The organism is Yoonia sp. (genome assembly GCF_030731595.1).
Lineage (GTDB): Bacteria > Pseudomonadota > Alphaproteobacteria > Rhodobacterales > Rhodobacteraceae > Yoonia.
The window spans coordinates 94,495-119,275 of the sequence record NZ_JANQTS010000082.1 but is presented as its reverse complement, the minus strand read 5'-3'; the positions used below and the strand labels follow the sequence as shown (position 1 = coordinate 119,275).

General features: G+C 58.4%; 24 protein-coding genes. 13 read left to right on the top strand and 11 right to left on the bottom strand.

Translation table 11 applies throughout. The features are described 5' to 3' along the window. The first annotated feature begins 4 nt into the window (after positions 1-4). A complete protein-coding gene (locus NWQ23_RS09475) occupies positions 5-910 on the top strand; it encodes a metal ABC transporter substrate-binding protein (protein WP_306166050.1) in 906 nt (301 codons plus the stop codon). A 104-nt stretch (positions 911-1,014) separates the two neighbouring features. Here NWQ23_RS09475 and NWQ23_RS09470 read toward each other — a convergent pair whose 3' ends face one another. The 8 genes from NWQ23_RS09470 to NWQ23_RS09435 all read right to left on the bottom strand — a co-directional run bounded on the left by NWQ23_RS09470 (position 1,015) and on the right by NWQ23_RS09435 (position 12,222). Further along, positions 1,015-2,469, bottom strand: a complete 1,455-nt coding sequence (locus NWQ23_RS09470) for an aldehyde dehydrogenase family protein (protein WP_306166049.1) — start codon at positions 2,467-2,469, stop codon at positions 1,015-1,017. A 209-nt stretch (positions 2,470-2,678) separates the two neighbouring features. Next, a complete protein-coding gene (locus NWQ23_RS09465) occupies positions 2,679-3,857 on the bottom strand; it encodes an acyl-CoA dehydrogenase family protein (protein WP_306166048.1) in 1,179 nt (392 codons plus the stop codon). A 238-nt stretch (positions 3,858-4,095) separates the two neighbouring features. Then, on the bottom strand, positions 4,096-5,115 hold the full coding sequence (locus NWQ23_RS09460; protein ID WP_306166047.1) for an AraC family transcriptional regulator: 1,020 nt from the start codon (positions 5,113-5,115) through the stop codon (positions 4,096-4,098). Positions 5,116-5,414: 299 nt separating this feature from the next. Further along, entirely contained in the window at positions 5,415-6,779 is a 1,365-nt protein-coding gene (locus NWQ23_RS09455; RefSeq protein ID WP_306166046.1) for a type IV pili methyl-accepting chemotaxis transducer N-terminal domain-containing protein, read from the bottom strand. Positions 6,780-7,205: 426 nt separating this feature from the next. Beyond that, positions 7,206-8,741: a phosphate ABC transporter substrate-binding/OmpA family protein gene (locus NWQ23_RS09450; RefSeq protein ID WP_306166045.1), complete on the bottom strand. Its 1,536-nt coding sequence runs from the start codon at positions 8,739-8,741 to the stop codon at positions 7,206-7,208. Between the two features lie 453 nt (positions 8,742-9,194). After that, positions 9,195-10,220 (bottom strand): ABC transporter substrate-binding protein, encoded by a 1,026-nt coding sequence (locus tag NWQ23_RS09445; protein ID WP_306166044.1) that lies wholly within the window; start codon positions 10,218-10,220, stop codon positions 9,195-9,197. Further along, positions 10,190-11,566, bottom strand: coding sequence for a sensor histidine kinase (locus NWQ23_RS09440; protein ID WP_306166043.1), 1,377 nt, complete (start codon positions 11,564-11,566; stop codon positions 10,190-10,192). Before NWQ23_RS09440 ends, NWQ23_RS09445 begins: the two co-directional genes overlap by 31 nt. Further along, positions 11,563-12,222: a response regulator transcription factor gene (locus NWQ23_RS09435; RefSeq protein WP_306166042.1), complete on the bottom strand. Its 660-nt coding sequence runs from the start codon at positions 12,220-12,222 to the stop codon at positions 11,563-11,565. The genes NWQ23_RS09440 and NWQ23_RS09435 overlap by 4 nt, the downstream gene beginning before the upstream one ends. A 105-nt stretch (positions 12,223-12,327) precedes the next feature. Here NWQ23_RS09435 and NWQ23_RS09430 point away from each other — a divergent pair, with 105 nt between their 5' ends. The 6 genes from NWQ23_RS09430 to NWQ23_RS09405 all read left to right on the top strand — a co-directional run bounded on the left by NWQ23_RS09430 (position 12,328) and on the right by NWQ23_RS09405 (position 19,092). Continuing rightward, entirely contained in the window at positions 12,328-13,314 is a 987-nt protein-coding gene (locus NWQ23_RS09430) for a tripartite tricarboxylate transporter substrate binding protein (protein ID WP_306166041.1), read from the top strand. Between the two features lie 132 nt (positions 13,315-13,446). Further along, positions 13,447-13,977, top strand: coding sequence for a tripartite tricarboxylate transporter TctB family protein (locus tag NWQ23_RS09425; RefSeq protein ID WP_306166040.1), 531 nt, complete (start codon positions 13,447-13,449; stop codon positions 13,975-13,977). Positions 13,978-13,989: 12 nt separating this feature from the next. Further along, positions 13,990-15,507: a tripartite tricarboxylate transporter permease gene (locus tag NWQ23_RS09420; RefSeq protein ID WP_306166039.1), complete on the top strand. Its 1,518-nt coding sequence runs from the start codon at positions 13,990-13,992 to the stop codon at positions 15,505-15,507. Beyond that, a complete protein-coding gene (locus NWQ23_RS09415) occupies positions 15,497-16,690 on the top strand; it encodes a CaiB/BaiF CoA-transferase family protein (protein WP_306166038.1) in 1,194 nt (397 codons plus the stop codon). Before NWQ23_RS09420 ends, NWQ23_RS09415 begins: the two co-directional genes overlap by 11 nt. Then, the gene (locus NWQ23_RS09410) at positions 16,687-17,457 is read left to right on the top strand and encodes a citryl-CoA lyase (protein WP_306166037.1); all 771 of its coding nucleotides are present in this window, start codon (positions 16,687-16,689) and stop codon (positions 17,455-17,457) included. Before NWQ23_RS09415 ends, NWQ23_RS09410 begins: the two co-directional genes overlap by 4 nt. A gap of 108 nt (positions 17,458-17,565) precedes the next feature. Next, complete coding sequence (locus NWQ23_RS09405) at positions 17,566-19,092, top strand: fused MFS/spermidine synthase (RefSeq protein ID WP_306166036.1); 1,527 nt, start codon at positions 17,566-17,568, stop codon at positions 19,090-19,092. Positions 19,093-19,115: 23 nt separating this feature from the next. Here NWQ23_RS09405 and NWQ23_RS09400 read toward each other — a convergent pair whose 3' ends face one another. From NWQ23_RS09400 to NWQ23_RS09390, 3 genes are all read right to left on the bottom strand, one after another. Next, positions 19,116-20,174 (bottom strand): YeeE/YedE family protein, encoded by a 1,059-nt coding sequence (locus NWQ23_RS09400; protein ID WP_306166035.1) that lies wholly within the window; start codon positions 20,172-20,174, stop codon positions 19,116-19,118. Between the two features lie 55 nt (positions 20,175-20,229). Next, a complete protein-coding gene (locus tag NWQ23_RS09395; protein WP_306166034.1) occupies positions 20,230-20,565 on the bottom strand; it encodes a helix-turn-helix transcriptional regulator in 336 nt (111 codons plus the stop codon). Between the two features lie 121 nt (positions 20,566-20,686). Next, positions 20,687-21,085 (bottom strand): hypothetical protein, encoded by a 399-nt coding sequence (locus NWQ23_RS09390; protein ID WP_306166033.1) that lies wholly within the window; start codon positions 21,083-21,085, stop codon positions 20,687-20,689. Between the two features lie 47 nt (positions 21,086-21,132). On the opposite strand from NWQ23_RS09390, the gene NWQ23_RS09385 reads away from it, so the two are divergent. From NWQ23_RS09385 to soxA, 6 genes are all read left to right on the top strand, one after another. Then, complete coding sequence (locus NWQ23_RS09385) at positions 21,133-21,870, top strand: cytochrome c biogenesis CcdA family protein (RefSeq protein ID WP_306166032.1); 738 nt, start codon at positions 21,133-21,135, stop codon at positions 21,868-21,870. 11 nt (positions 21,871-21,881) lie between these two features. After that, entirely contained in the window at positions 21,882-22,451 is a 570-nt protein-coding gene (locus NWQ23_RS09380) for a thioredoxin family protein (protein ID WP_306166031.1), read from the top strand. 107 nt (positions 22,452-22,558) lie between these two features. Continuing rightward, positions 22,559-23,032 (top strand): sulfur oxidation c-type cytochrome SoxX, encoded by a 474-nt coding sequence (gene soxX, locus NWQ23_RS09375; RefSeq protein ID WP_306166030.1) that lies wholly within the window; start codon positions 22,559-22,561, stop codon positions 23,030-23,032. A gap of 30 nt (positions 23,033-23,062) precedes the next feature. Continuing rightward, the gene (gene soxY, locus NWQ23_RS09370) at positions 23,063-23,479 is read left to right on the top strand and encodes a thiosulfate oxidation carrier protein SoxY (RefSeq protein ID WP_306166029.1); all 417 of its coding nucleotides are present in this window, start codon (positions 23,063-23,065) and stop codon (positions 23,477-23,479) included. A gap of 16 nt (positions 23,480-23,495) precedes the next feature. After that, positions 23,496-23,825: a thiosulfate oxidation carrier complex protein SoxZ gene (gene soxZ, locus NWQ23_RS09365; RefSeq protein WP_306166028.1), complete on the top strand. Its 330-nt coding sequence runs from the start codon at positions 23,496-23,498 to the stop codon at positions 23,823-23,825. Positions 23,826-23,858: 33 nt separating this feature from the next. Then, entirely contained in the window at positions 23,859-24,704 is an 846-nt protein-coding gene (soxA, locus tag NWQ23_RS09360) for a sulfur oxidation c-type cytochrome SoxA (protein ID WP_306166027.1), read from the top strand. Positions 24,705-24,781: the final 77 nt, after the last annotated feature.

The following is a 24,781-nucleotide window of genomic DNA, read 5'->3' as shown; positions in this document are numbered from 1 at the left end:
TCCCATGCCTTTTCACACCTTTGCGCGCCGGACCGTCCTTGGCTTGATCTGTGCCGTCGCGGCGATGCCAGCAGCGGCCCAGGACCGGCCGGTCGTTGCGGTCGCCAACTATCCGCTGGCCTATTTCGCCGAGCGGCTGGGCAATGGTGCGGTTGACGTGTTCTTTGCGGTTCCTGCCGATGTTGACCCGTCGTTCTGGCGACCGGGCATTTCCGATATCGCGGCCATTCAGGCGGCGGATGTGATTGCGTTGAACGGGGCCGGATTTGCCACTTGGCCGACCAAAGCCTCGCTGCCAAGATCGCGCACTGTCGATACATCGGCGGGTTTCGCGGATCGTCTGATCAAGACAGAAACAGTGACGCATTCTCATGGTGAAGGGGGCGAGCATTCGCATACGGCCACCGCAAGCTATACCTGGCTCGATTTCGGTTTGGCGATGGCTCAGGCACAGGTGCTGGCCGATGCGATGACGCGGCAGATGCCTGCGCAGGCAGATGAAATTGCCGCCCAAGCCGAAGCACTTTTGTCGGACCTTGCCGCACTTGATGCCCGCGCTGCGGTCATCGGCGGCGCGGCAGCGGGCAAGGCGGTCATTGCCGCGCACCCGCGCTATCAGTATTTTGGTGCGGCCTATGATCTGGCGATTTCAGCCGTGGAATGGGATGCGCAAGCGGGCCCCGATGAGGCCCAATGGGCCGCGCTGGAGGCGATGATTGCAGACACCGGCGCCGGGCTCTTTATCTGGGAGGCAGAGCCGTCAGCCGCATCCCGCGACCGGATGGCGCGCCTTGGCATGATCGACGTGGTCTTTCCGCCTTTGGCCAACAGCCCCGCGGATGGCGATTTTCTGGGCCAGATGACGGCCTCGCTTGACCAGCTAGAGGCGGCTTTGCAACAGCTGCCTTAGGATGGCCCTCCACAAGGTTCGTTTTCGCATAGGTCGCGCCGCATGTGGTCTTGCACTGTTCGCACCCCTTTAGAGACGAGGTCCTCGTCGGATGCGCCTATGGCCTAGCCTTTCAGTTTGATGGCGACGTTTTTGGTCTGGACGTAATTCCAAAGTGCCTCGCGGCCTTTTTCGCGCCCGTAACCGGATTTGCCATAGCCGCCAAAGGGGGTTTCGACCCCGCCGGCAAACCATTCGTTGACAAAAACCTGACCGGCCCTGATGTGGCGTGCCGCATGTGTTGCGCGGTCCAGATCACGGGTAAAGACGCCACCCACAAGGCCGTAGGGGGTGCCATTGGCGATCTTGATCGCTTCGGCGTCCGTGCTGAATTTCATGACCGAAACGACAGGACCAAAGACCTCTTCGTTGGCGATGGTCATGTCAGGGGTCACATCGGTCAGCACCGTAGGTTCGAGAAAAGCCCCCGGAATATTGGGTTTGCGCCCGCCTGCGGCGATGGTAGCACCCGCGGCCACAGCATCGCCGATCATGCCAAAGGCGCGGTCGCGTTGCCGCTCGGACACCATGGCCCCCATCGTAGGGCCAAATTCAGGCTGCTCGATCCCCGGTTTGACGGTCAGGCTGCGCGCGACACCGACCATCCGTTCCACCAGCGCGTCATGGATGCTGTCATGGACGAGGACGCGGGACATGGCCGAGCAGACTTGCCCTGCGTTAAAGTATATGCCCCGGCGGACATCTGTCTCGAATGCGGCAAGATCGGCGTCATCATGCACAATGGCTGCGGATTTGCCGCCCAGTTCCAGCACACAAGGCACGACGTTTTGCGCGGCTGCTGTGGCGATGGCGATGCCTGTGGGAACAGAGCCGGTAAAGACGACCTGATTCACATAAGGATGCGCTGAAAGTGCGGCACCCGCTTCATGGCCAAAGCCGCACATGATGTTCACCGCACCAGCAGGCAGGCCCACGGCCTCGGCAGCATGGGCGAACCAGGCGTTTGTCAGGGGCGTCATCTCGGGTGTTTTGATCACGCAAGCATTGCCGGTCGCCAAACCCGCAGAAAGCGACCGTGCCGTCATCTCGACGGGATAGTTCCACGGGATGATCTGGGCCGACACCCCAAAGGGTTCATAGGTAGTAAAGTCGAAATACCCTTTGCCCAAGGGGATCGAGCGGCCCTCGACCGTTTCGGCCTGATTGCCATAGTATTCGAAATAGCGCGCGGCACCTTTGATCTCGATCTTTGCTTCCCAAAGCGGCTTGCCTTGTTCCAGCGTCAGAACCGGCGCGATCTCGTCGATACGGTCAAGCAGATAGCGGCCCATGGCCTGCACCATCCGGCCCCGTTCGACAGGGCGCAAGTCGCTGAGTGCGCCGGACAGATGCACCCGCCGCGCGGCCATGACAGCGCGGTCCACGTCTGCCGCATCCGCCAGCGCATGTTCGGCCAGCTTTTCGCCCGTACCGGGGTTGATCACGTCGATCCGGCCCGCGCCACCATCGACCCAAGCGCCGTCGATATAGTTTTTCCAATATGGTTTGATTTCAGTCATCGACAGCGTCCCGCATCCATTTTTGTAACTGCATCACAGAGTGCCCAGAGTTAACCCCGCCTTGCACGCTTTGCACAAGGCATGACTTTTCCGGCAACACCACCAAAGGCGTTGAACTGGCCGTGGCGATTGTGAATGCCGTGCGCCGTTGCGCACAGGTGGGTTTTGTCACCTCGGGCGATGTGTTGCTTGGTGTGCGCCTTGGTCCGCTATCGGCCTTCTCCAAAGCCCTGAGGCACAGGCAGGTCCGGCAATGTGGCCGCACGTTTCTGCAGTGCCCGCCCGATCACGACGCGGCTGATCTCGGTGGTGCCATCCACAATCCGCAGCATTTGCGCAAGCCGTGACAGGCGGTCCAGACCGTAGGGCTGCAACAACCCCATCCCGCCCATCACTTGGGTGCAGGTATTCGCGGCCTTTACCGCCGCGTCAGGCACAAAGCGTTTGGCATGGGCTGCCATCAGTGGCCCTTCGGCCGTGCCAAGCGCCGCTGCGGCCTTGCGATAAAGCAGGCGCGAGACTTCCAGATCTGTTGCAACCTCTCCCAGCATCCATTGAATACCATCAAGATCAAGGTTCTTGCCGCCGAACATCTTGCGGTTCTTCGAATAGGAAAGTGCGGTATCAAGTGCGGTTTGCATCAGGCCACAGCAGCCCGACGCGATCGACACCCGTGCGATATCGATCGCCATCAGCGAGCCTTGCAGCCCCTGACCGATGGGCAGGATGATGTTGTCCTCACTGACCTCTACCTTGTCCAGATACATTTCGGACATGGGCAGGAAGTTATAGGAAGGCGTGTCATAACGGGGCCCAAAGCTCAGCCCCTTGGCGTCGGCCGGAATGGCAATCATCGCCATATCCTTGTGCCCCGGCGCGTCAGAGGTCTTAACCACGGTGAAATAGATATCGGCCTCGCCCGCGAGACTGACCCAGGCTTTGGATCCGCTGATCGTCCAAGTGCCATCGCCGTTGATCGTCGCGCGCGTATACATTGTCATCGGGTCCGATCCCGACTGCGGTTCTGTCAGCGCGAAATTTGCCAATTTGCGCCCCGAGGTCAGTTCGCGCGCCCATTTTTCCTTGAAGGCTTCGGTGCCATAACCGCATCCTGCGAAAGTGCAGATATTGTGCATCGAAAGGGCAAAGGCATAGGCCCCGTCGCCCATCCCCAGTTGTTCATAGACCTGAATGCCCTCGGACAAAGGCAACCCTTGGCCGCCCAGTTCCACAGGCGCATAAAGCCCTGTCAGACCTGCCGCACCCGCCTTGTCGGATGCGTCCCTTGGCCATGCGGTGCCTGCGTTCCAAGCATCGATATTGGGCTTGATTACGGTATCCGCGTGGTCTTTTGCGGCGGCCAGAATGGTGTCGAGCGTGCTGGTCATCGGGTGTTCCTTGTTCTGCGGGACTTTCGGAAAGTGACGTTTTGCAGAGTTGCGGGTGGTTTGACCGCCCATTTACAAAGCAAGCGTATGACAGGCCAAAATCCCTTATTTCAGGCGTATCTTGAAATGGTGTAGCAATCTGCGCAGGTTGATGAAATCTCATCCTGCGCCAAGTCCCTATCAGAAAGTGACAAATGTTGGCACTTCGGCGATACGTTGAATGGTACGAGAACCGGCGCTAGCCGCGCGGCTTTCTGTAGGCGCTCGGCGTTGCATCCGTCCATCGCAGGAAAGCGCGATGAAAGTTCGCGGCAGCAGAAAACCCGACATCTTGCGAAATTTCCTCGATGCTTTTGTGGCCTGCTTGCAGGTCACGGATCGCAATGTCGCGGCGCAAGCCATCCTTGATCGCCTGAAAGGATGTGCCGTCTCTATCCAGCCTGCGCATCAGCGTGCGCGGTGTCATGTTCAGCGCTTGCGCCGCGTCTGCCAAAGTGCAGTCGACCCAGTGCGACCGCAACAGAAACGCCCGCACGCGGAGCGATTGGGTATGTTCATAAGAACTGGTGAAAATCCAGTCACGAGGCGCGTTCTTGAGGAAATCGGCAAGGTCAGACCCGCTGCGCGCTTGCGGTGGACCAAGTCGCGCGGGATCGAAAGAAATTGCGGTGACGGGCGTCCCGAACTGAACGGGTGCCGGAAAAATAACTGCATAATCCCCCGCAAAATCGGGTCGCGCGAAGGCAAAATTGACGCAGATTACAGGCACCTCATGGCCCGCAAGCCAAGACAATAGCCCATGCGCCAGTTTGAGGATCAGCATATGTCCGAACCGCTGTACCGGCACTTCCCCGCAGGGGTGCAGCGCGAGTTGCAGACAATTTCCGCTTTCGGTCAGCTTGAACTGGTAGTCATCCAGCAGCAGGTTCCAGAAGGTCGAAAACCTGTAGAGTGCTGAGGGCAATGACGCCGCTTCGCGTACCGAGGTCAGCAGATGCTGCAAGGCACGGGGGCGGATCGGCCTGCTCCATAGGCCCATCATCTCGTCTCCGGTTTCAACCGCTGCGATCTGATAAAGGCGCACCAGTTGATCCAAGGTCACCCGCGTCATGGGGCGCTTTGGATCAGGCGCCAAGCCGGACCTTTCCAGAAACGAGGCCAGCTGCGCCTCGGTACACAGGCCGCGCAAGGCCAAAACCCAATCGTCGATAAAGGGCATCGAAACGGTGGAAAGGATCGTGGGGGCAGGGGCTTTCATCTTGGACAACTGCTTATCATCACCCGTCGCGGCGCAACACGGTTCATCTGCGTGTGACAGGTTCTTTTGCCGAACAGTAGATCCGTTGCCTTGTCATCAGCAAGATGGTGGTGGCCTATGGACCAACGAGCCACCCTCAAAGCCTTGCCCGACAAATCCTTTTGCTGGTTACACAAGGCCAATTGGCCGGCAGCAACGGGATGCTTTTCAACGTGGCTGGAGAAAAGGACATGGCAATCAAGCGTTTGAAACGAAAAAGCGGGCCGCAATGGGCCCGCTGTCTTTGGTTTGAACTGATCTTACATCAGGTTTTGTACGTTGATCCCGAAAGTGACGGCACCGATGACTTCGCCTGTGGCAGGGTCGGTGATCGAAAGTGAGGCTTGCGACTGATAGAAGCCTGTACTGTCGTCGAATTCGACCTCGCTGATGTGCAAGGCGTTTGGCCCGACAGAGTAGGTCTCCTGCCACTTGGCTTCGTCGCCTTGCCAGTAGTCAGAAGTCTCGACACTTTGGGCGACGTTCAGGCCTTTGTTGTCCATGATGAAGACTTCGGTGACAAAACCTGCTGTGGCCACTTGTTGGTCAAGCAACCATGTCGACACGGGTGCCGTCAGCAGGCTCTCGATCAAGGGGCCACCGCCGTTACCGGCTTCGGCACGCCATTGCTGATCAAGCGCGATCACCGCCTCTTCGGTAAGGTCCGCATGTGCGGCGTTTTGGGCGTTGATCGCCGCAATCAATGCCGGATCTGACAGCCAGTTGGTCAACTCGCCCCGTGCGTAGGCCTCCAATGGGACGCGATACACGTCATCCTGACCCGGCGTCGCGATCAGATACAGAGTGATCGTGTTGTTCATCGCCACAGAAAGTGCTTCAGAAAGGGTCGCAGAGGCCACGACATTCTCGGCTGACGGGGATTGTCCGGCGAGGGCCGCATCGAAAATGCCACGCTGTTCTTGCCAAAGCGCGAAGGTGGCCTCGATGCTTGCACGCACTGCATCGTTGGGCGGCGGGTTGATACCGGCTGCAGGGAAACCGTCACGCAAGGCAAAAAGTGTTTGCTGGAACAGATCGACGGTCGTTTGAAGTTCCTGCTGTGTTTCAGCGGTACCTGTCCCTGTTGCCAGTTCGCACATCGCGCGGGTCATCCGATAGGCCAGCGCGCGTTGCCTGACAGCAAAGTTCAACACGGTCGCGTCACTTTGCAAAAGTTGCTGCGGGTCGGAGTATTGCCCTGAAATGGCCGCGGCGAGGAGTTCTGTCTGCTCGAACAGGTCCCGATAGCTACTGCTGATTGTGGTGGCATCGGCACTCGAACCAGAAGCTGCCGACATCTTATTGGCCGCTATCTCCAATGGCTGCCACATCATGGCAGTGTCGTTCAGGACCTTGAGTGTCTTGGCACGTGTCTCGGGCGTGGGCATGCCAAGTGCGGGGCTGCCATTGACCAGACCATCGATGATGGTATCGAATTCCGCGCTCCAGGACGCAAGTTGCCTTTGCGCTTCTTCGGTGCCAATTCCCCCGTTTGCCCGGCAGCTGGCCGATGCGACCGCCTCGGTCAAGGAGCGCAGACTGGCAGAGCGATTTACGCGGGCCTTGCCACCATTGTAGAGCGACTCGTCGATGCTTTGCGCCGCGACTGTTTGCGCCGTCAACACCCCGACAGGAGGGAGGGCCGCAATGCCGAGTGCAAGGCAAACTGTCTTTGATACGCCGATCATTTTTGGCGGGAGGTTCTTTGAGCGGCTGGAAGATGTCCTGTTCGTCATTTTCATGGAATGATTCCTATCTCGTTGTACCGGGGTTGCCGGTGACGTAATCACTGGGTCAAAACCCGTAACCCTTGCCAAAGCCTCGTCCGATGTCGCGCCTTTGGCGATGACAAGGGGTATCTTTCCCTCTCGTGATCCGAATTGATCCCGTCCCCGATCCTGCGTGCATGCATTTCGTGGCCAGCGATCGAATTTGGTGCGCTAGAGAGCTATGGTTGTCTTTTGAGGCACAAGACAGTGTTCAGGGCGTAAAGAACAAAAATCGTTACTGTCAGCGATGCGTGCCTTACGGGCACGCATCGCCGCAAATCGTTAACCTTCGACTGTGTTCGCAATCCAGACTTCAACGCGGCGGTTGATACCACGTCCACGATCTGAGATGTTGCAAGCAGATGGCGCGATCTCGCCGTAGCCCGCAATCTTCATTTCGATGTTGTTCAACCGATCACCGGCCACCGCACGCATTTCGTCAAGAACAGCATCAGCGCGGCTGATTGCAAGCTCACGGTTACCTTCGAATGCACCCACATCGTCCGTAAAGCCGACAAAGGTGATTTCAGTACCAGCTGGCGCATCTTCGAGGAACGCAACAAGGCGCTGCATGTCCAATCTGCCGCGTTCATCGATCTGTGACGAGCCGGTCCGGAAGCGGAAGGTTGTCGACAAGCGATCATATTGATCCATCTTTTCGAGCATATCTGCCATCACTTCACCTTCGAAGCCGACATCATAGCGTCCAACTTCGGAGATCAGCGCAGCACGGCGTGCGTCACCTTCAGCCTGGCTACGGCGCAGGATACCGAGATCGATAAAGCCTGACTTCCCGATCACGCTGTCAGCAGTGTCCGATACAGCAAAATCAAGAAACGCTTGGCTTTGCGGGTCAAGGTTGTCGGAGCGGTTATAGAGATACATCCGACGGCTGAGGGTGTATTCTTCGGTTTTGGCCGAGAATGCATCGGGTGTCGTGGCAATGCCGCACTCGTTCAGCAATGTCATCGGCTTCGCACCACGCTGGAAGGCGTAGCCAAGGTAGCCAATGGCGTTCTGGTCGTGGAACATCACATTCGACATCGCCTGATCGTCTGCTGCAATCGCCTGTGGGCGGAAGCTTGGCCGCTCGTCACCATAAAGGAACGACATGAAATAGTCGTAGCTGGCAGAGCCTTCTTCGTGCGAGATGACGGTGATTGGACGGTCGGTTCCACCGAGCTCGGACCAATTCGTGATCTGACCGGAGAAGATGCCTGCCAGTTGTTCTTGGCTGAGTTCATTCACTGGGTTGGAGGAATGTGTCACGACAACCATGCTGTCAACCGCGATGATCCGCTCCTGGTTGGGGCTGACCATGCTGCCAGAACCCGCATCACGCAATGCACGTGCTTCGTCCGGTGTAATCCGGCGGGCAGACATGCCGATCTTTGCGCTTCCATCAAGCAGTGCCTCGAATGCGTTGTCATCGCCAACAGCGGAGACAAGGTAGGACCCGATCTGGTCGCCAAATCCGTCTTCACCGATCAAGCTAACGACCGTTTGGCCGGCTGCTGTGTTGTTGACTTCGGCATCTGCACCCAGCGAAGCAGCAAAACCGCTCATCAAGAGTGGCATCATGCCAAGCCCGATGGCTTCTGAGCCGACGATCGCAACATCTGCTGTGACTGTTTCAAAAGTCGGACAAGCAGCACCGTTACATACAACGCTGCTGGCCGCGATCCGCAGATCACCAAGTGCTGTCCGGATGATATAGTTGTCATCGCGGAAATCGATGAACTCACCGGTAATGTTGATTGTACCATCGGTCGAGTTCAGCGTGACTTCCTGCGCAAAACCTGAAGATGGCAATAGCATTGCGGAGGACAAAGCGATTGCCGCCGCAGACGTTTTCAGTTGTCTCTTGAGATTGAACACCAAAGTCTTCACTCCTCTCTAAAATTTCAAGCCTGTTTGGACCCTTCACCGATGACCGCAAAATCGCCGGACAGAAGTATTAAGCTTCATGACTGTTCCAAATCACTGATGGAAACAAAGCAGGTGAATTGGTGGAAATTGTGTCCGAAAGATGGTTCTTTCTAAGGCATTTTTGGGCGCGTTAGCGCGAACAAGCCTAATTAATGCAAATTGCAGTTTGCTTGACTATCTCGCGTCAAGCGACAATTGCCTCATATCCCTTGCACTTCCGCGTGTGCCAGAAACTCAAAACCCGCGCAAAGACGGATAATCGTGACTTTGGTGTGATCAGCCGCATTTTCACGGGGCTTGATTCGGGAACAACGCAGACCGCCGGTAAAAACCTGCCGATCATTAACGCTGTTCCATTCCGCTTTCCCATGCGTCCAAAAAGGCACGCCGGTTGAGCTGATCGAGATTAACCATAAGGCCGGGGCCCAGCCTGATCGGGCCAAATGCAGCGGGCAGGGGATCGCGCCTGTCGCTGAGCGGTGGGAGCACCCATGCGCTTGGTGTGTCGCGCATACCCGCGCGCAAGAGATCATCCAGCAATGCGCCGGCGTATTCGACATTCTGTGCTGACTGCGGAATGATGGCTGTTCGCAGCATCACATTGCTGAAGTCTTCGAGGACAAGGATTTCCAACCTGTCATCTTCGGCAATCCGCTGTGCGGCGTAGCTGCCCAGAACATTATAGGCGAGGGCAAGTTTCCCAGAGGCCACATCGTCGATCATCTGGGCCGAACAGCAATAAAGCTGGGGATCGAGCCGCCCCATCACTTCCGTAAGCCGCCAATAGGCGTCTGACGCGCGGGCCTCTTGTGTCGCAAACAGATAGCCAAGTCCGCTCACGCGGACATCATATGTACCGACGCGACCCTGAAACCGCGCCGGGTTTTCGCGCAAAAGTGCGATCAGATCCTGCCGTGTGACCGGTTTTGGCTGCCTGACAAAGTCATCACGGGAAATGACGACGACCGCAGGTTCCGAAGTGAAAGCGAAGATCAGGTTCCGCCAACTGGCCCACGCGGGCAGCGAATCGGTGGCCGAGGACCGATAGCTTTGCGCAAACCCGTCATTGGCCAGCTTGAATTGCAGATCCATCGCGGATGAGATGGCGAGGTCAAAAGTATGATCTTGTGTCATCGCGCGGTGCAGTTCGGTGCTGGACGTTACTGTATAGTCGATGCCGATCGCGGGGCGCGTGCGCTGGAACTCCAGCAAAAAGGGCTCGAAAACATCAAGATCGGCTGTCGAGATCACGCGCACGACGCTGTCAGATGTCCCTTCATAGAATCGGTGGGCCTCGACCTCTATCTCTTGGGCGAGGCCGATCTGGGCCAGAAGGCCTAGGCCGAAGGCAAGACAAGCAAGACGCATGTACCGGTTCCTCCCTTTGTCATGTTGCGCAGCGTCAGGCTGCCGTTATGGGCGCGCATCACTTCTTCTGCGATCGTCAACCCAAGCCCAGACCCGACAACACCTTCGACATTGTCCCCACGTTTGAAGCGTTCTGTGAGATGTGCCACAGGGCCTGCCCCCAGCCCGGTGCCTTGGTCGCAAATCTCGACCTGCACTTCTGCCTTGGCGCGCGTGACTTGGATGCTGACTGTGGTTTCAGGGGGCGAGTACTTGATGGCGTTGTCAAGGATGTTGCGCAATGCGGTTTGCAGCAGAATGGCATCGCCGCGTATGGCCGCAGGCGCGGTCGTAACCGCAAAGGAAATGTCCTTCATCTCGGCTGTCGGGCTCAGGCTTTCGACCACCGCTCTGGTCAGGTCCGACAGATCCAGAGGGCTGCGGTCCAGATCTTCGGCCCGAAAGGCCACAGTCGCGTGATCCAGCAGCTGTCCGGCCGAGCGCGAGCTTTCGTCCACGGCACGGATCACGCGGCGCAGCGATCGTTTTTCTTCCTCGCCGGTCACAGTATGCAGCGCGATCTCTGCCTGTGCGCGCACGGTCGCCAAAGGCGTGCGGACACGGTGTGCCGCCTCGGTGATAAAGTCTTCGGAACGCCGGATGGATTGGCCCAAACGGTCCATCAGCCGGTTCAGCGCTGTCATAAGCGGGGCAAGTTCGCTGGGGGCGGGCCTGCGGATCGGGCGCAGATCAGAGGGACCACGCCTTGAAACCGACTGTGCAATTTCATTGAGCGGGCGCAGAGAGGCGCGCGCTGCGATTGCCGAAAGTGCGGCAGCAAGCACAAAGAAAGCGACAGACAAGACAGCCGCCGTCCGCGACAACCCTGCGGTTACAGCAGCAATGCCGTTGCGGGTCTGGGCGACGGAAACGGTCACCGACGCACCTTCCCGTCCGGCCAGAACGACGCGCGAGATGCTGGCCATCCGCACCGTTTCGCCGCGATACTCCAATGTGTCGAACAGCACTTCGCCCGGTGCTTCGGGGATGCGCCCGCCGCGCAAATCGTCATAGCCGGTCAAGGTCTCGCCCGCGACGGAAACACGGTAAAAGACCCGATCCTCGCTAATGGCCCCCAGCATCGCAAAGGCGGAATAGGGCAGTTCCAGACGCACCGTGCCTTGTTCGCTGCGCAAGGTCTCGGCGATGGTGGCCACCGAAGCGGCCAGTACATTGTCTTGTGTGCGCGCTGCGGCTTGCCCCGAAAAGCTTGAAACCATCCCCCAAGACAAGAACGCCAAGAGCGCTGCAATCGCTCCCAAGAGCAGGGTCAAGCGCCGCCCGATGGATAAGGTCTGGGTGATCAAGGGCAAATCCGGTAGCCAAGACCGCGCACGGTTTCGATCCGCACTCCGACCGTATCAAGCTTTTTGCGCAGTCGGCCCACATAAACCTCGATGGCGTTTTCCGTGACCTCGGCATCATGGGAAAACAGCCGGTCGAGCAATTGCGATTTGGACATGATCTGACCGGGGTGGCGGGCGAAGACCTCGAGCAGACGGATTTCGCGGTTGCGCAGATCAATCGTCTGATCCGCCTGCACGATGGTACCCGAATTGGGGTCAAAAACAGCAGTTCCCAGTTTGAATTCGTTACGCGCCGAACCGCCACGGCGCCGCAAGACGGCGCGGCAACGGGCCTCGAGTTCTGTAAAATCAAAAGGTTTCGTGATATAGTCATCTGCCCCTTGATCCAGCGCCCCAACGCGGTCCGAGACCTGTGAACGTGCGGTCAGGACGATCACGGGCGTTTCGAGTGCGGCGCGTTTGCGGGCCAGAAACTCGCGCCCGTCGCCGTCGGGCAACATCACATCGAGCAAGATCAGATCGTAGTCGGCCGCCGCCAGACAGTCTTCGGCCATGGCAAGGCAAGCGGCATGGTCAACCGCATGTCCGTCAAGCCCAAGCCGTTTCACCACGGCTTCGGCCAATTCCAGATTGTCCTCAACCAAAAGGAACCGCATTTTTATTTTGCCCTTTTTTTGTGCGTGTCAGGTCGATGTCAGTTTTCTGTGTTCGTTTGCGAACCATGGGCGGCGTTTGTACGCCTGTCAAATGGGAGGAAACCAATGACGACTTTTACTCTGACCCGCCGGGTCATGGTGGCTGCTGCTGCGGCCTCGATTTCTTTTGCTGGCATGGCGCAGGCCGATGGGCATCAGAAGCTTGATTCAATCCACTTCCTGGTTCCAGGTGGCGCAGGTGGCGGCTGGGACGGCACCGCACGCGGTACTGGCGAAGCGCTGGTCAACTCGGGCCTGATCGGGACAGCAACCTATGAAAACATGTCCGGCGGCGGCGGCGGCGTGGCAATCGCGAACTTGATCGAGAACGCACAAAGCAGCGACGGCACCTTGATGGTCAACTCGACCCCGATCGTGATCCGCGCGCTGACCGGCGAAATCTCGCAAAGCTTCCGTGACCTGACACTGATTGCAGGGACTGTGGGCGACTATGCGGCACTTGTTGTCTCTGCTGACAGCCCATGGCAGTCGATGGAAGATGCTCTGGCCGAATATCGCACCAATCCAGCTGACTTTGCCATCGGTGGCGGTTCGGTTCCCGGCGGCATGGACCACCTGGTCGCAGCGATCGTGATGCAAGGTGCGGGCGAAGACCCGACTGCGTTCAACTACATCGGCTATGATGCGGGTGGCGAAGCGATGGCTGGTCTTCTGTCCGGCGAGATTGACGCGCTGTCGACCGGCTTCTCCGAGGCGATCGCTTTGGCGTCACAAGGTGAAGTGCGTATTCTGGGTGTCACAGCGCCAGAGCGCGTGCCCGCCTATGACGCCGCACCGACCTTTGCCGAGCAAGGGATCACCGCGGACTTCGTAAACTGGCGCGGTTTCTTTGCGGCACCGGGTATGGCTGCCGACAAGGTTGCACTTTATCAGGAAACGCTGGCTGCGATGTACGACACGCCCGAGTGGGAAGCCGTGCGTTCGCGTATGGGTCTGGTCAACATCTACAAGCCGGGCGCAGAATTCGAGGCCTTCCTTGAAGCGCAGGAAAAGCAGATCGGTGATCTGATGCGCGAGTTGGGCTTTCTCTAAGTCTTGATGCGACAAAAGCGGGGGCGGTGGGCCAACTAAGGCATCCGCCCCCACATTTCGGTCTTTGTCCAACAGTGCAAATGCCTGTGTGGAAAAGACCGCAAGAATAATTCAGGAACGAAGGGAAAGATCATGGCGCTGGATCGCTGGATCGCGTTGATATTCGTAGCACTGTGTTTCGTCTACGGCTACGCGGCGTTCTTTACGATGGACCAATTGCTGCCTCCGATTTTGCAGCGCAATCCGATCTGGCCTTCGACATTCCCCAAGATCCTTGCGATTTGCGGTGTGATCGTCGGGCTGGTCGTTCTTTTCGGTTCCAAACCGCCCAAGGTCGATGCAGCAGCCAAGGCGCGCGGGCTTGACCCTTTGGAAGCCGATGAAGCCCCCGATGATGCGGTCATCGATCTCAAGCGTTTGGGTGACTACAACGTCTGGCAAGCCGTGGCCCTGCTGGTGGCAATGGTGGCCTATGCCTTGCTGTTGCGTCCGCTGGGGTTCTTGCTTGCGACCGTGGCCTTTCTGGTCGCCGGTGGCGCGCTCTTGGGCGAGCGCAAATTCCACATCATGATCCTTGTGGCTGTCATTGCCACAGGCGTCATCTGGTATCTGGTGCAGGAGGTGCTTGGCATCTTTCTCAGCCCGCTGCCGCGATTTATGTAAGGAGCGCGTGAGATGCTAGAAGGAATTCTGATCGGGCTCAGCGCCGCGGTGACGCCCTTTAACCTGATGATGGTGGTCTTCGGCTGTGTCATCGGCACGTTGATCGGCATGTTGCCGGGGCTGGGACCGATGTCGATTATCGCCATCATGATCCCTGTTGCCATCGGGCTGGGTGATCCGACAGCGGCGCTGATCCTGCTTTCGGGGGTCTATTATGGTGCGATCTTTGGCGGCTCAACCTCCTCTATCCTGCTGAATGCGCCGGGGGTCGCGGGCACAGTTGCCACCTCTTTTGACGGCTACCCCATGGCCCGCAAGGGGCAAGCCGGCAAAGCGCTCACCATCGCGGCGATTGCCTCTTTTGCAGGTGGCACAATCGGCGCGATCTTGTTGATGATCTTTGCGCCTGCTTTGTCGTCGGTCGCGCTCTTGTTCCATTCCGCCGAGTATTTCGCACTGATGGTTGTTGGCCTTTCGGCTATCGCGGCCTTTGCAGGCACGGGGCAGGTGGGCAAAGCGCTGATGATGACGATACTGGGGCTGATGATGGGCACCGTGGGCGAGGGTGCCTTGTCCAACATGCCGCGCTTCACCTTCGGGGTGATGGAACTGCAATCGGGCTTTTCCTTTATCACGCTGGCTATGGCAATGTTTGCACTGCCAGAGGCGATGTTTCTGGTGATGAACCCCGCGCGCAGCACCCAAGGTGCGGACGGCGGCAAGATCACCAATCTGCGCATCACCCGCCAAGAGGCCCGCACGATTGCGCCGGTCATCGGACGGCAATCGCTGCAAGGTTTCTTTATCGGTGTGCTGCCCGGCGCGGGGGCAACGATCGCGTCGTTCCTCGGTTATGCGGTGGAACGCAACATCGCCAAGGGCGACGAGCAAAAGGAATTCGGCAAGGGCTCGATCAAGGGTCTGGCCGCGCCAGAGGCCGCCAATAACGCTGCATGTACAGGCTCTTTCGTGCCACTGCTGACACTGGGTATTCCCGGCTCTGGCACCACAGCGATCCTGCTGGGAGCCCTGATCGCACTCAACGTCACACCTGGCCCGAGGCTGATGACCGACCAGCCAGAGGTCTTTTGGGCTGTCATCATCTCCATGTATATCGGCAATCTGGTGCTCTTGATCCTGAATCTGCCTTTGATCCCTTATATCGCAAAGATCCTGACCGTTCCGCGCACCTACCTGATCCCGTTCATTTTGTTCTTTACGATGATGGGCTCTTACATCGGGCAGAACAATTCCACGGAATTGCTGATCCTTGTGGGTTTTGGTGTTGTGGCCACGATCTTGCGCTTTGCCGATTACCCGCTGGCGCCGCTGCTGATCGGCTTTATTCTGGGGACCATGCTCGAGGATAACTTTGCCCGTGCGATGCAGCTTTATCGCGGGTTCAGCTTTATCACTGAACGGCCGATGACGCTGGGTCTGTTGGTGCTGGCCGCCTTGCTGGTGATCTTGCCAAGCTACCGCAGACTGCGTGCCAACAAGCGCGCCCAAGGCGTGGCAGATGGCGACTGAAGCACCGCTTGCCGGCACAAAGGTCCTTGATCTGACCAATGTGCTGGCAGGCCCTTTTGCCTGTCATCAACTGGCGCATCTTGGCGCCGAAGTGATCAAGATCGAGGCTGTCGGGCGCGGCGATCTCGCCCGTAATCTGGGCGCTGATCCGGCGTTGTCGGCCAAGGGGATGGGGATCAGCTTTCTGGCGCAGAATGCGGGCAAAGCCTCTGTCACGCTGAACCTCAAAGACCCGCGCGGCAAGGACATTCTGCGCAAGCTGGTGCGCGGGGCCGATGTGCTGGTAGAGAACTTTCGCCCCGGTGTGATGGACAGGCTGGGGGTGGGCTATGAAGCCCTGAAGGTCGAAAACCCCGCTTTGATATACTGCGCGATTTCCGGCTTTGGGCAGGACGGACCGTGGAAAGACAACCCCGCCTATGACCAGATAATCCAAGGCGCGTCAGGTGTGATGTCCATCACCGGTGATCAGGAACCGTTGCGCGTGGGTTATCCATTGTCGGACACGGTGGGCGGGCTGACTGCGGCCATGGCTATCGCGGCAGCGCTCAGCGCGCCCAAGAGAGGCTGTTTCATAGATGTCTCGATGCTTGAAGCGACGCTGGCGACCATGGGCTGGGTGGTGTCGAATTACCTGATCGGCGGTGTGGAACCGGCACGCCACGGCAACGAAAACCCGACCAGTGCGCCGTCAGGCACGTTTCAGGCCAGTGACGGGCTGATCAATATTGCCGCCAATAAAGACGAACAATGGGAGGCGCTGGCCCGACATCTGGGCCGCGCGGACCTTTTGGCGCGACCAGAGTTTGCCAGCCGCGAGGACCGCAAGGCCAACCGCCTGCGCTTGAAAGCCGAGCTGGAAACCGTGCTGACAACGGCCCCCGCCCAAACTTGGGTCGACGGGCTGAACAAAATCGGCGTGCCCGCAGGCCCGGTGCTGAGTGTGCCGCAAATCCTTGCCCATCCACAGATCGCCGCGCGCGGGCTGGTGGCGCAATTCGCCGACGTGGCAGGGCTGGGGCGTGATATCGCGCTTTTGCGCACGGGCTTTGCCATAGATAGCGCGCGGCCCAAAGTTGATGACCCGCCGCCGGTTCTGGGCGCCGATACCGAGCGGGTGCTTGCGGGGCTGGGTCTGTCGGGCGATGATATCGCAACGCTAAAAGCCGAGGGTGTGATATGAGCGATGTTTCTGACTGGTGGCATACCGCGATTATCGACATGGAACCGGGCCGCATTGCCTTGCGCGGCCAGCCGATTGAAGGCTTGATCGGCAATACCGGTTTTGCCCAGATGATCTGGCTGATGGTCATGGGCACCCCGCTGGACGGCCCGCGGGCCAAATTGTTCGAGGCAGCTTTGGTCGCAGCGGTGGACCACGGGCCGCAAGCGCCCTCGATTGCAGCAGCCCGTATGGCCGCGACCTGCGGTGTGGGGCTTAATAATGCGATTGCCACCGGCGTGAACATGCTGGGCGATGTGCATGGCGGTGCGGGCGAGCAAGCCGTTACGCTGTATCAGCGTTGCGCCGATGCTGGCCTTGCGGCATTGCCGGACACGCTTGATGCATGGCGCAAGGACAATGGGATGTTCCTGCCCGGTTTCGGGCATCGGTTCCACAAACCAAAGGACCCGCGCGCCCCGCGCCTGATGGCTTTGGTGGAAGACGCGGCAAGCGCAGGGGCCGTATCAGGCCATTTCGCACAGGTCGGCCAAGCGATCGAGGCGCATCTGAGCGCCGAAAAGGGCCGCCCTGTTCCGATGAATATCGACGGGGCGACGGCGGTGATCTATGCCGAGCTTGGTTGCCCTGCACCCTTGGCGCGGGGATTTTTCTGTCTGTCCCGTTCGGTTGGGATATTGGCCCATGCCTGGGAACAGACCGAACAGGGCGGGCGCAACAAGGGTCCAACCCCGCCGCACTATCGCTGGACCTATGATGGTGCCTAAGAGGCGGCGTCGCGCGTCCACCTGCCCGAGAACTTGCACAGTTGTGTTTGCTTCAGGCGTACGAATGGCCCTTGACCGCTTTTTTGGCAAAGCGTTACTGGCAGGGTAATGCAAAATCAGTCTCATCCCGCACTTATTCCACTTTGGTTGCTCATCTTCCTGCAGGCTGGCATTTCCGCATCCAGCCTTGTGGTCGAGATCGTGGCAGGGCGTATGATCGCGCCTTACGTGGGTATGAGCCTCTATACGTGGACCTCGATCATTGCTGTTGTGCTTGCGGGCTTTTCGGTGGGCCATTGGTGGGGCGGGCGGATTGCGGCGCAAGATACCAGCCGCGCCCTGCGGGTGACGGGGTGGATGATGGTCGCCGCAGCCCTGACCACAGCCGCAGCCACGCTGCTTTTGCGGGCTTTTGCCGGGCCGATCATCGCGGCCTTTCCGCACCCTCTGGTGGCTATCACGGCGCTCAGCACGCTGGCGTTTTTCCTGCCTTCGCTTTTTGCTGGCGTGCCGGCGCCGGTCCTGACCGTGGCGGCTATGCGGGGGCGCGCGCAGTCGGAACGCGCTTTGGGTGCGATGTTTGCATCCGGCGCGATTGGGGCGATTTTCGGGACGCTGCTTGCGGGGTTCCTGTTTGTGCCCTTGATCGGATCGGTCCGGACGCTGCTTGTCATTGTGGTCATCTACGCCATCGCCGCGCTGATCCTGTTCTGGCTGGGCAAATCGTCGCGCGGGACGGTGTTGCTATCGGTCTCGGGGATCGGAGTGGCGTTCTTGACCAGCTTTGGCGCACTTAGCCTTCCTGCCGTCTGTGACCGTGAAAGCAGCTATTATTGCCTGCGCACCGTGGTGCTTTCGGATGATCCGCAAGATCCCGTGTCCCTGATGGTTGTCGATCATCTGGCCCACGGTGTCAGCGGCCAGAACGCGCCGCGCCTGATGTACACCGAACATGCAGCGATGCTGGATGTGCTGCCGCGGATGCGGATGGGGCGGGGGGATTTCACCTCGTTTCATATCGGCGGCGGCACCTATTCGGTCCCGCGCGCTTGGGCCGACAGAGGCATTACCGGCATCACCATCGCCGAGATTGATCCCGAAATCACCGATATGGCGGCGCAAGACTTCTGGTTCGATCCCAGCACCGCCACGATCCTGCACGAAGATGCCCGCCTTGCGCTACGCAACAGCGCGCAACGCTTTGATGTGATCGTCGGCGATGCCTTTACCGATATCGCCGTGCCAGAGCATCTGGTGACGCTTGAGTTTTTTCAGCTCGTGTCGGACCGGCTTGCACCTGAGGGTGTCTTTGCGATGAACCTGATCGACACGATCGACCGGATGGATGCGCTGGCCGCCGTGGTTGCGACCCTGCGCGAGGTTTTCGACAGCGTCGAGGTTTGGACCATCGCGGGGCCGCCGCTGCCGGGTGACAGGCGGACCTTTGTCATCTTGGCCAGCGCAACGGATAGTCCGGTCTCTGCTATTGATGCGCGCGCGCCGGATGTGATGCGGTTTCAGGTGCTGGATACCGGCTTTATTGACGCCATCTTGCGCGAAAAAGACGCCGGCATTCTGACCGATGACTACGCGCCGCTCAGCTATCTGATCGGGTTCGACAAGGTCGTGGACTAGGCGCGTTTGCCAAGTGGCGATGCCTAGTCAATGGCTGGTGCAAAACCGACGATCAACTGGCGCAATCCCAAGGCAGCCCCCGCGAACATCGCAGCAAAAGTGACGGGGGCGCTGAAGGCCAGCAGCGAAAAGGCCGACAGGCCTTGGCCGATGCTGCATCCAACCGCGATCACCGCACCGACGCCCATAAGCCCCGCGCCGATGATCTGACGCCGCAATTCACGCGGGTCCTCGCAGGCTTCCCAGCGGAAGTGGCCCTTGATCAAGCTGCCCATGAACGCACCGATCCAGACGCCCGCGACCGACCCGATGCCGAAAGACAGCGAAAGGCCCGATGCCAACATGCCGTAAAGGATGGTGTCGCCGATGGGGGCGGAAAACGTGTGCGAGACGATGGGCAGATCGTCAAAGCCGTTGTCTTGGACGTACTGCATGCCAGCCCAGGCGCTGACCACAGCAAAACCCGCGACCATCGCCCACAACACCGAGGCAGGGTGCTTGCGCAGGCTCTTGCCCGCGAGGGCGGCAACAAAGATCAGACACCCGATAAAGAGACCGACCGCAGCAACCGACAGTCCTGTGAGGTCGCCAATCGCATGGGCAATACCGTTGGGCACCTGGCCGGCAGGTGACGTGGGAAACAGGGCAACCCGCGCCCAAGCCAAAGGGCCGGAAATAGTGGCATAGGCCGTGATGCCCATGACAAGAACGATGACAAAAGATCGCAAATCACCGCCGCCCAAGCGGGCGATGGCCCCATAGCCGCAGTTCCCCGCCAAAGCCATGCCATAGCCAAAAAGCCCACCACCGACGATCGAGGCGAGGGGGGACCATTGTTGCGAGAGGTAGAACGACGCTGCCGGATCAAACAGGCCAGAACCCATCAAGGCGAAACTGCCGATCACCGCAGTCCCGATCGCCAGCCCCCACATCCTCAGACGCAGATCATTGCCGCCGTAAAGGTAGTCTTCGATCGCGCCCAAGGTGCAGAACCGGCCCAGCCTTGCGGCCAGACCCAGCAAAATACCCCCGAACAGCCCAACGACTGCCGCGAAATTCGCGTCCCCCCAAACGTCCAGCATTGGCGCCTCCTCCCAAAGTCGTCATGATGCGTTCTATTTTGCGTAAGCTAGCAGATCAGTCGACCTTGCAAAACAGCTCGTAAACCAGCCCGATGATCTTGCGCGATCTTTCATCCGTAAGGCTATAGTAAATCACCTTGCCCTCGCGTCTGGGCCGCACCAGCCCCTCAAGCCGCAAACGGCCAAGCTGTTGTGAGACGGCGGCCTGTCGGGCAGACAAAAGCGTTTCCAGCTCTGTCACGGATTTTTCGCCTGTCGCCAGATGGCACAGGATCATGAGGCGGCCTTCGTGGCTGATGGCTTTCAAATAATTGGTCGCGAGGGTCGCGTTGTCCATCATTTGGTCAAGCTTGGCGTCGTCGACGTTCTCATCAAAAACCGGAAGTGACATAATTTACCCAAGCCTCGCGCTTCGTCTTCTTGCCAAGATCTCTTCATCCATCCCAAGAGATGCGGGCTGATTAGCTGTGTCTTTCCTCAATCGCCAGTCGCAATCTCGGATATTGCGCCAATTATTCGCTTTTTGACGCATAAGTGATGCCTTCTTGATCAAGCATGCGCGCTAATAAGCCCCAAAAGAAATCTTCGCCCGGATAGCCTTCCATCCGGTTTCTTTCCACACCGTCGACGAGCAAGACAAAGGTCGGAGTGAAATTTATCCGGCGTGCGAGTGCGATGTCCTCGGGTACAGGGTCTTGGATGTTCATCCTGCGCAAAGGGGCGGCAGCACCTTCATCGGTCTTTGGATAGATCGCGCTGATCTCGGTGTTCCAGCGGGCGCACCACATGCATCCGGGCTCTTCTGCCATCAAGAGCGTTGTCTCCGCCCAAAGCGGCCCGCTCAACAGCACCACGGCAACTGGCGCAGCGAGAGACTTTTGCAGAAACGAGATGATGCGCTTTACAAACATTCAATTATCTTAATATGAATGATGCATCTAATCAAGGAAGCTTGTCGATGTTGGATATCAGCTATCTTGGGGCCGCTCTCGCAGGTCTGTTGTCTTTCTTTACCCCCTGCGTCCTGCCGATGGTTCCGTTCTATCTGTGCTACATGGCCGGTTTGTCGATGAACGAGCTCCGCTCGGACGAGGCGATCCCGCAAGGCGCGCAAAAGCGGCTGGTCATCTCGGCGATCTTCTTTGCGCTTGGCGTGACGACAATCTTTGTCTTGCTGGGGATGGGGGCCACCGCGATTGGCCAGACCTTCGGGATGTGGCGCGATACGCTGCGCTATGTTGCAGCAGGGATCTTGCTGATCTTTGGTCTGCATTTCCTGGGGATCATGCGCATCCCGCTTCTGTATCGTGAAGCCAAGATCGAAAGCAGTGCTGCCCCGACCACGATCATCGGGGCCTATCTGATGGGCCTCGCCTTTGGCTTTGGCTGGACCCCTTGCGTCGGTCCTGCATTGGCCGCGATCCTGATGGTCGCCAGCGGGATGGGCGATATCTGGAAGGGCGGGCTGTTGCTGCTGGTCTACGGGCTGTCGATGACCGCGCCCTTTGTGATCGCCGCCCTTTTCGCGCGGCCCTTCTTGGGCTGGGTGCAGCGCAACCGCAAATATCTGGTGCATGTGGAACGAATCATGGGTGTCATGCTGATCGTCTTTGCAATCCTCATCGCCACCAATTCCGTCAACTACATCGCCCAATGGATGATCGAGGTCATGCCGTCATTCGGAAATCTTGGATAGGAGGAAAGACCATGTTTCTACGTCGTATTGTGACTGCCGCCGCTCTTGTTCTGGCCCTGCCTGCATTCGCCGCCACTTTGGGGGACGACGGGCTGCACAAGACCGATTGGATGCGCGACACCTTCAAGGACCTGCGCGAGGATCTGGAAGAGGCGAATGCCGAGGGCAAGCGTTTGCTGATCATTATCGAACAGCGCGGCTGCATCTATTGCACGAAGATGCACGAAGAGGTTTTCCCGATGCCTGAAATCGACGCGGCTCTGAATGACCAGTTCTTTGTCATCCAGATCAATATGTTCGGCGATGTGGAAGTCACCGACTTTGACGGCACGACATTGCCGGAAAAAGACATGGTGCGGCGCTGGAACGCGCTGTTCACGCCCACGATGATGTTCTTCCCGCAAGAGGTTCCCGAGGATGTCACGGCTACGCAGGCCGCAGTTGCGGTCATGCCGGGCGCGTTCGGTCGCTGGACGACGCTGAATTTGCTCAACTGGATCACCGCAGAGGGCTATCTGGGCGATGAATCCTTCCAGAAGTATCATGCGCGGATCATTCAGGAGCAGGGAATTTCTGAGTAAAATCAGCTTTTTATATATAAACATTCAAATAGTTGATTTTGATGTTGCGACTCTTGGGTTTCGTAGTCTACGGTATACAAGAGGTATTTGTGATCCAGGGAGGGAACATGAAGCGTATAATAACAGCCAGCGCTTTCACAGTCGCAGCGACGCTCGCATTCGCCGAGGATGTCGCGCCAGACAACGTGGTTTTCAGTGAATACGGAGAAGTCGAAGCGTCCCTTTCAGGGCAGGCTGGTGATCCGGCTGCCGGTCTGCAAATCATGGTATCGCGGGGCAAGGGCAACTGCATTGCCTGCCATCAGGTTACGGCATTGCAAGAATATCCGTTCCACGGTGACGTTGGGCCGATCTTGGACGGCGTCGGCGGCTATCGGACAGCCGAAGAACTGCGCGGCATCCTGGCCAATCCAAAAATGACGTTCGAAGGCACCATCATGCCAGCCTTTTACCGCACCAGCGGTTTTAACCGTCCGGGCAATGCTTTTACCGGCAAGGCGGCAGAGGGCGAACTGGCCCCACTGCTGACCGCGCAGGAAATCGAAGATGTCGTGGCTTACCTTCAGACTTTGCAAGACTGATCTGTGACCAGCATACACACAGGAGATACTATGAAACTTACACGCAGACATACGCTCTTGATGGCGTTTGGGTCCGCTGTCGCAGCGATTTTACCGTTCCGGGCCTTCGCCGCTGTTGAGGACAATATCACAGCCTTTACCGGCGGTGCAGCTGTCGGAACCGGCGGTATCACTTTGATTGCCCCGGAGATTGCAGAGAACGGCAATACCGTGCCGATCGAAGTCAGCGCTCCCGGTGCCGAAGCGATCATCGTTTTCGCGGCAGGCAACCCGACGCCAGACGTTGCAACATTCAACTTTGGCCCGCTTGCGGCCCAGCAATCCGCGTCCACCCGTATCCGGCTTGCCGGAACACAGGACGTTATTGCAATTGCGCGGATGCCTGACGGCAGCTTTGTGCAAGCCAGTCAGGAAGTAAAAGTCACCATCGGCGGCTGCGGCGGCTGAGTGAGGGAAAGATAAAATGGCAGATAATGTAAAACCCCGCGTGCGCGTTCCCAGTGACGCAACAGCCGGCGAAGAAATCACGATCAAGACACTGATCAGCCACACGATGGAATCGGGCCAGCGCAAAGATGGCGACGGCAACCCGATCCCGCGGTCGATCATCAACCGCTTCACCTGCACCTTCAACGGCGAACCCGTCATTGATGTGACGATGGAGCCAGCGATTTCGACGAACCCGTATTTCGAGTTCCAGGCAATTGTTCCCGAAAGCGGAACATTTGAGTTCACATGGTACGACGACGATGGGTCTGTCTACACCGACAGCAAAGAGATCACCGTCGGGTAACGACAGTGTATGCGCCAGGGAGGGCCAATATCCATGAAATTACTGTTTAGAGGTGGGGTTGTCGCGGGCGCACTTTTTGCGGCTCTGGCGGCGCAGGCCGATGAAGAAGCAAATCTGGTGATCAACGGTGATATCGAGATCACTGTGCGCACCGACGCGCCCGAGCATGTCGCGCAACTTGGCACGATCTATTCAGGCTGGGTGTTCCGGTCTGACGAGACACAGTCGTTGCAGATGGATGACTTCGAAAATCCAGGCATGATTTTTGTCGATGACGCTATTGATGCCTGGAACACCGTGGATGGCACTGCAGGAAATTCATGCGCCGCCTGTCACGGAGAGCCAGAGAGCTTGGCCGGTGTACGTGCTGTTTATCCCAAGTGGAACGACGAGGCCGAAGAAGTGCGCACCATCGCGATGCAGGTCAACGGCTGCCGTACCGAACGGATGGGCGCCGAGGCTTGGAAATACGACGGCAAAGAAATGATCAACATGGAAGCCCTGATCGCATCGGTTTCGCGCGGGATGCCTGTTGATGTGGCCATTGATGGTCCTGCACAGTCCATGTGGGAACTGGGCCGCGAGATCTACTATACCCGCTTTGGTCAACTGGATCTGTCCTGTGCGAACTGCCACGAAGACAACTATGGCAACAACATCCGTTCGGACCATTTGAGCCAAGGTCAGATCAACGGCTTTCCAACCTATCGTCTGAAGAATGCGCAGCTTAACGGAGTACAATCCCGCTTCCGTGGTTGTATTCGTGACACGCGCGGCGAGACTTATGGCGTCGGCGTTGAAGAACTGATTGCTCTAGAGCTTTACGTGGCTTCACGCGGCAACGGGCTGTCGGTCGAAGGACCGTCTGTCCGCAACTAACCTCCCTGAACTGGCCGCGTCCGGGTAACCGGGGGCGGCCTTTCTTTTTCCTTAAACATTCAAAATACCGAATGTGA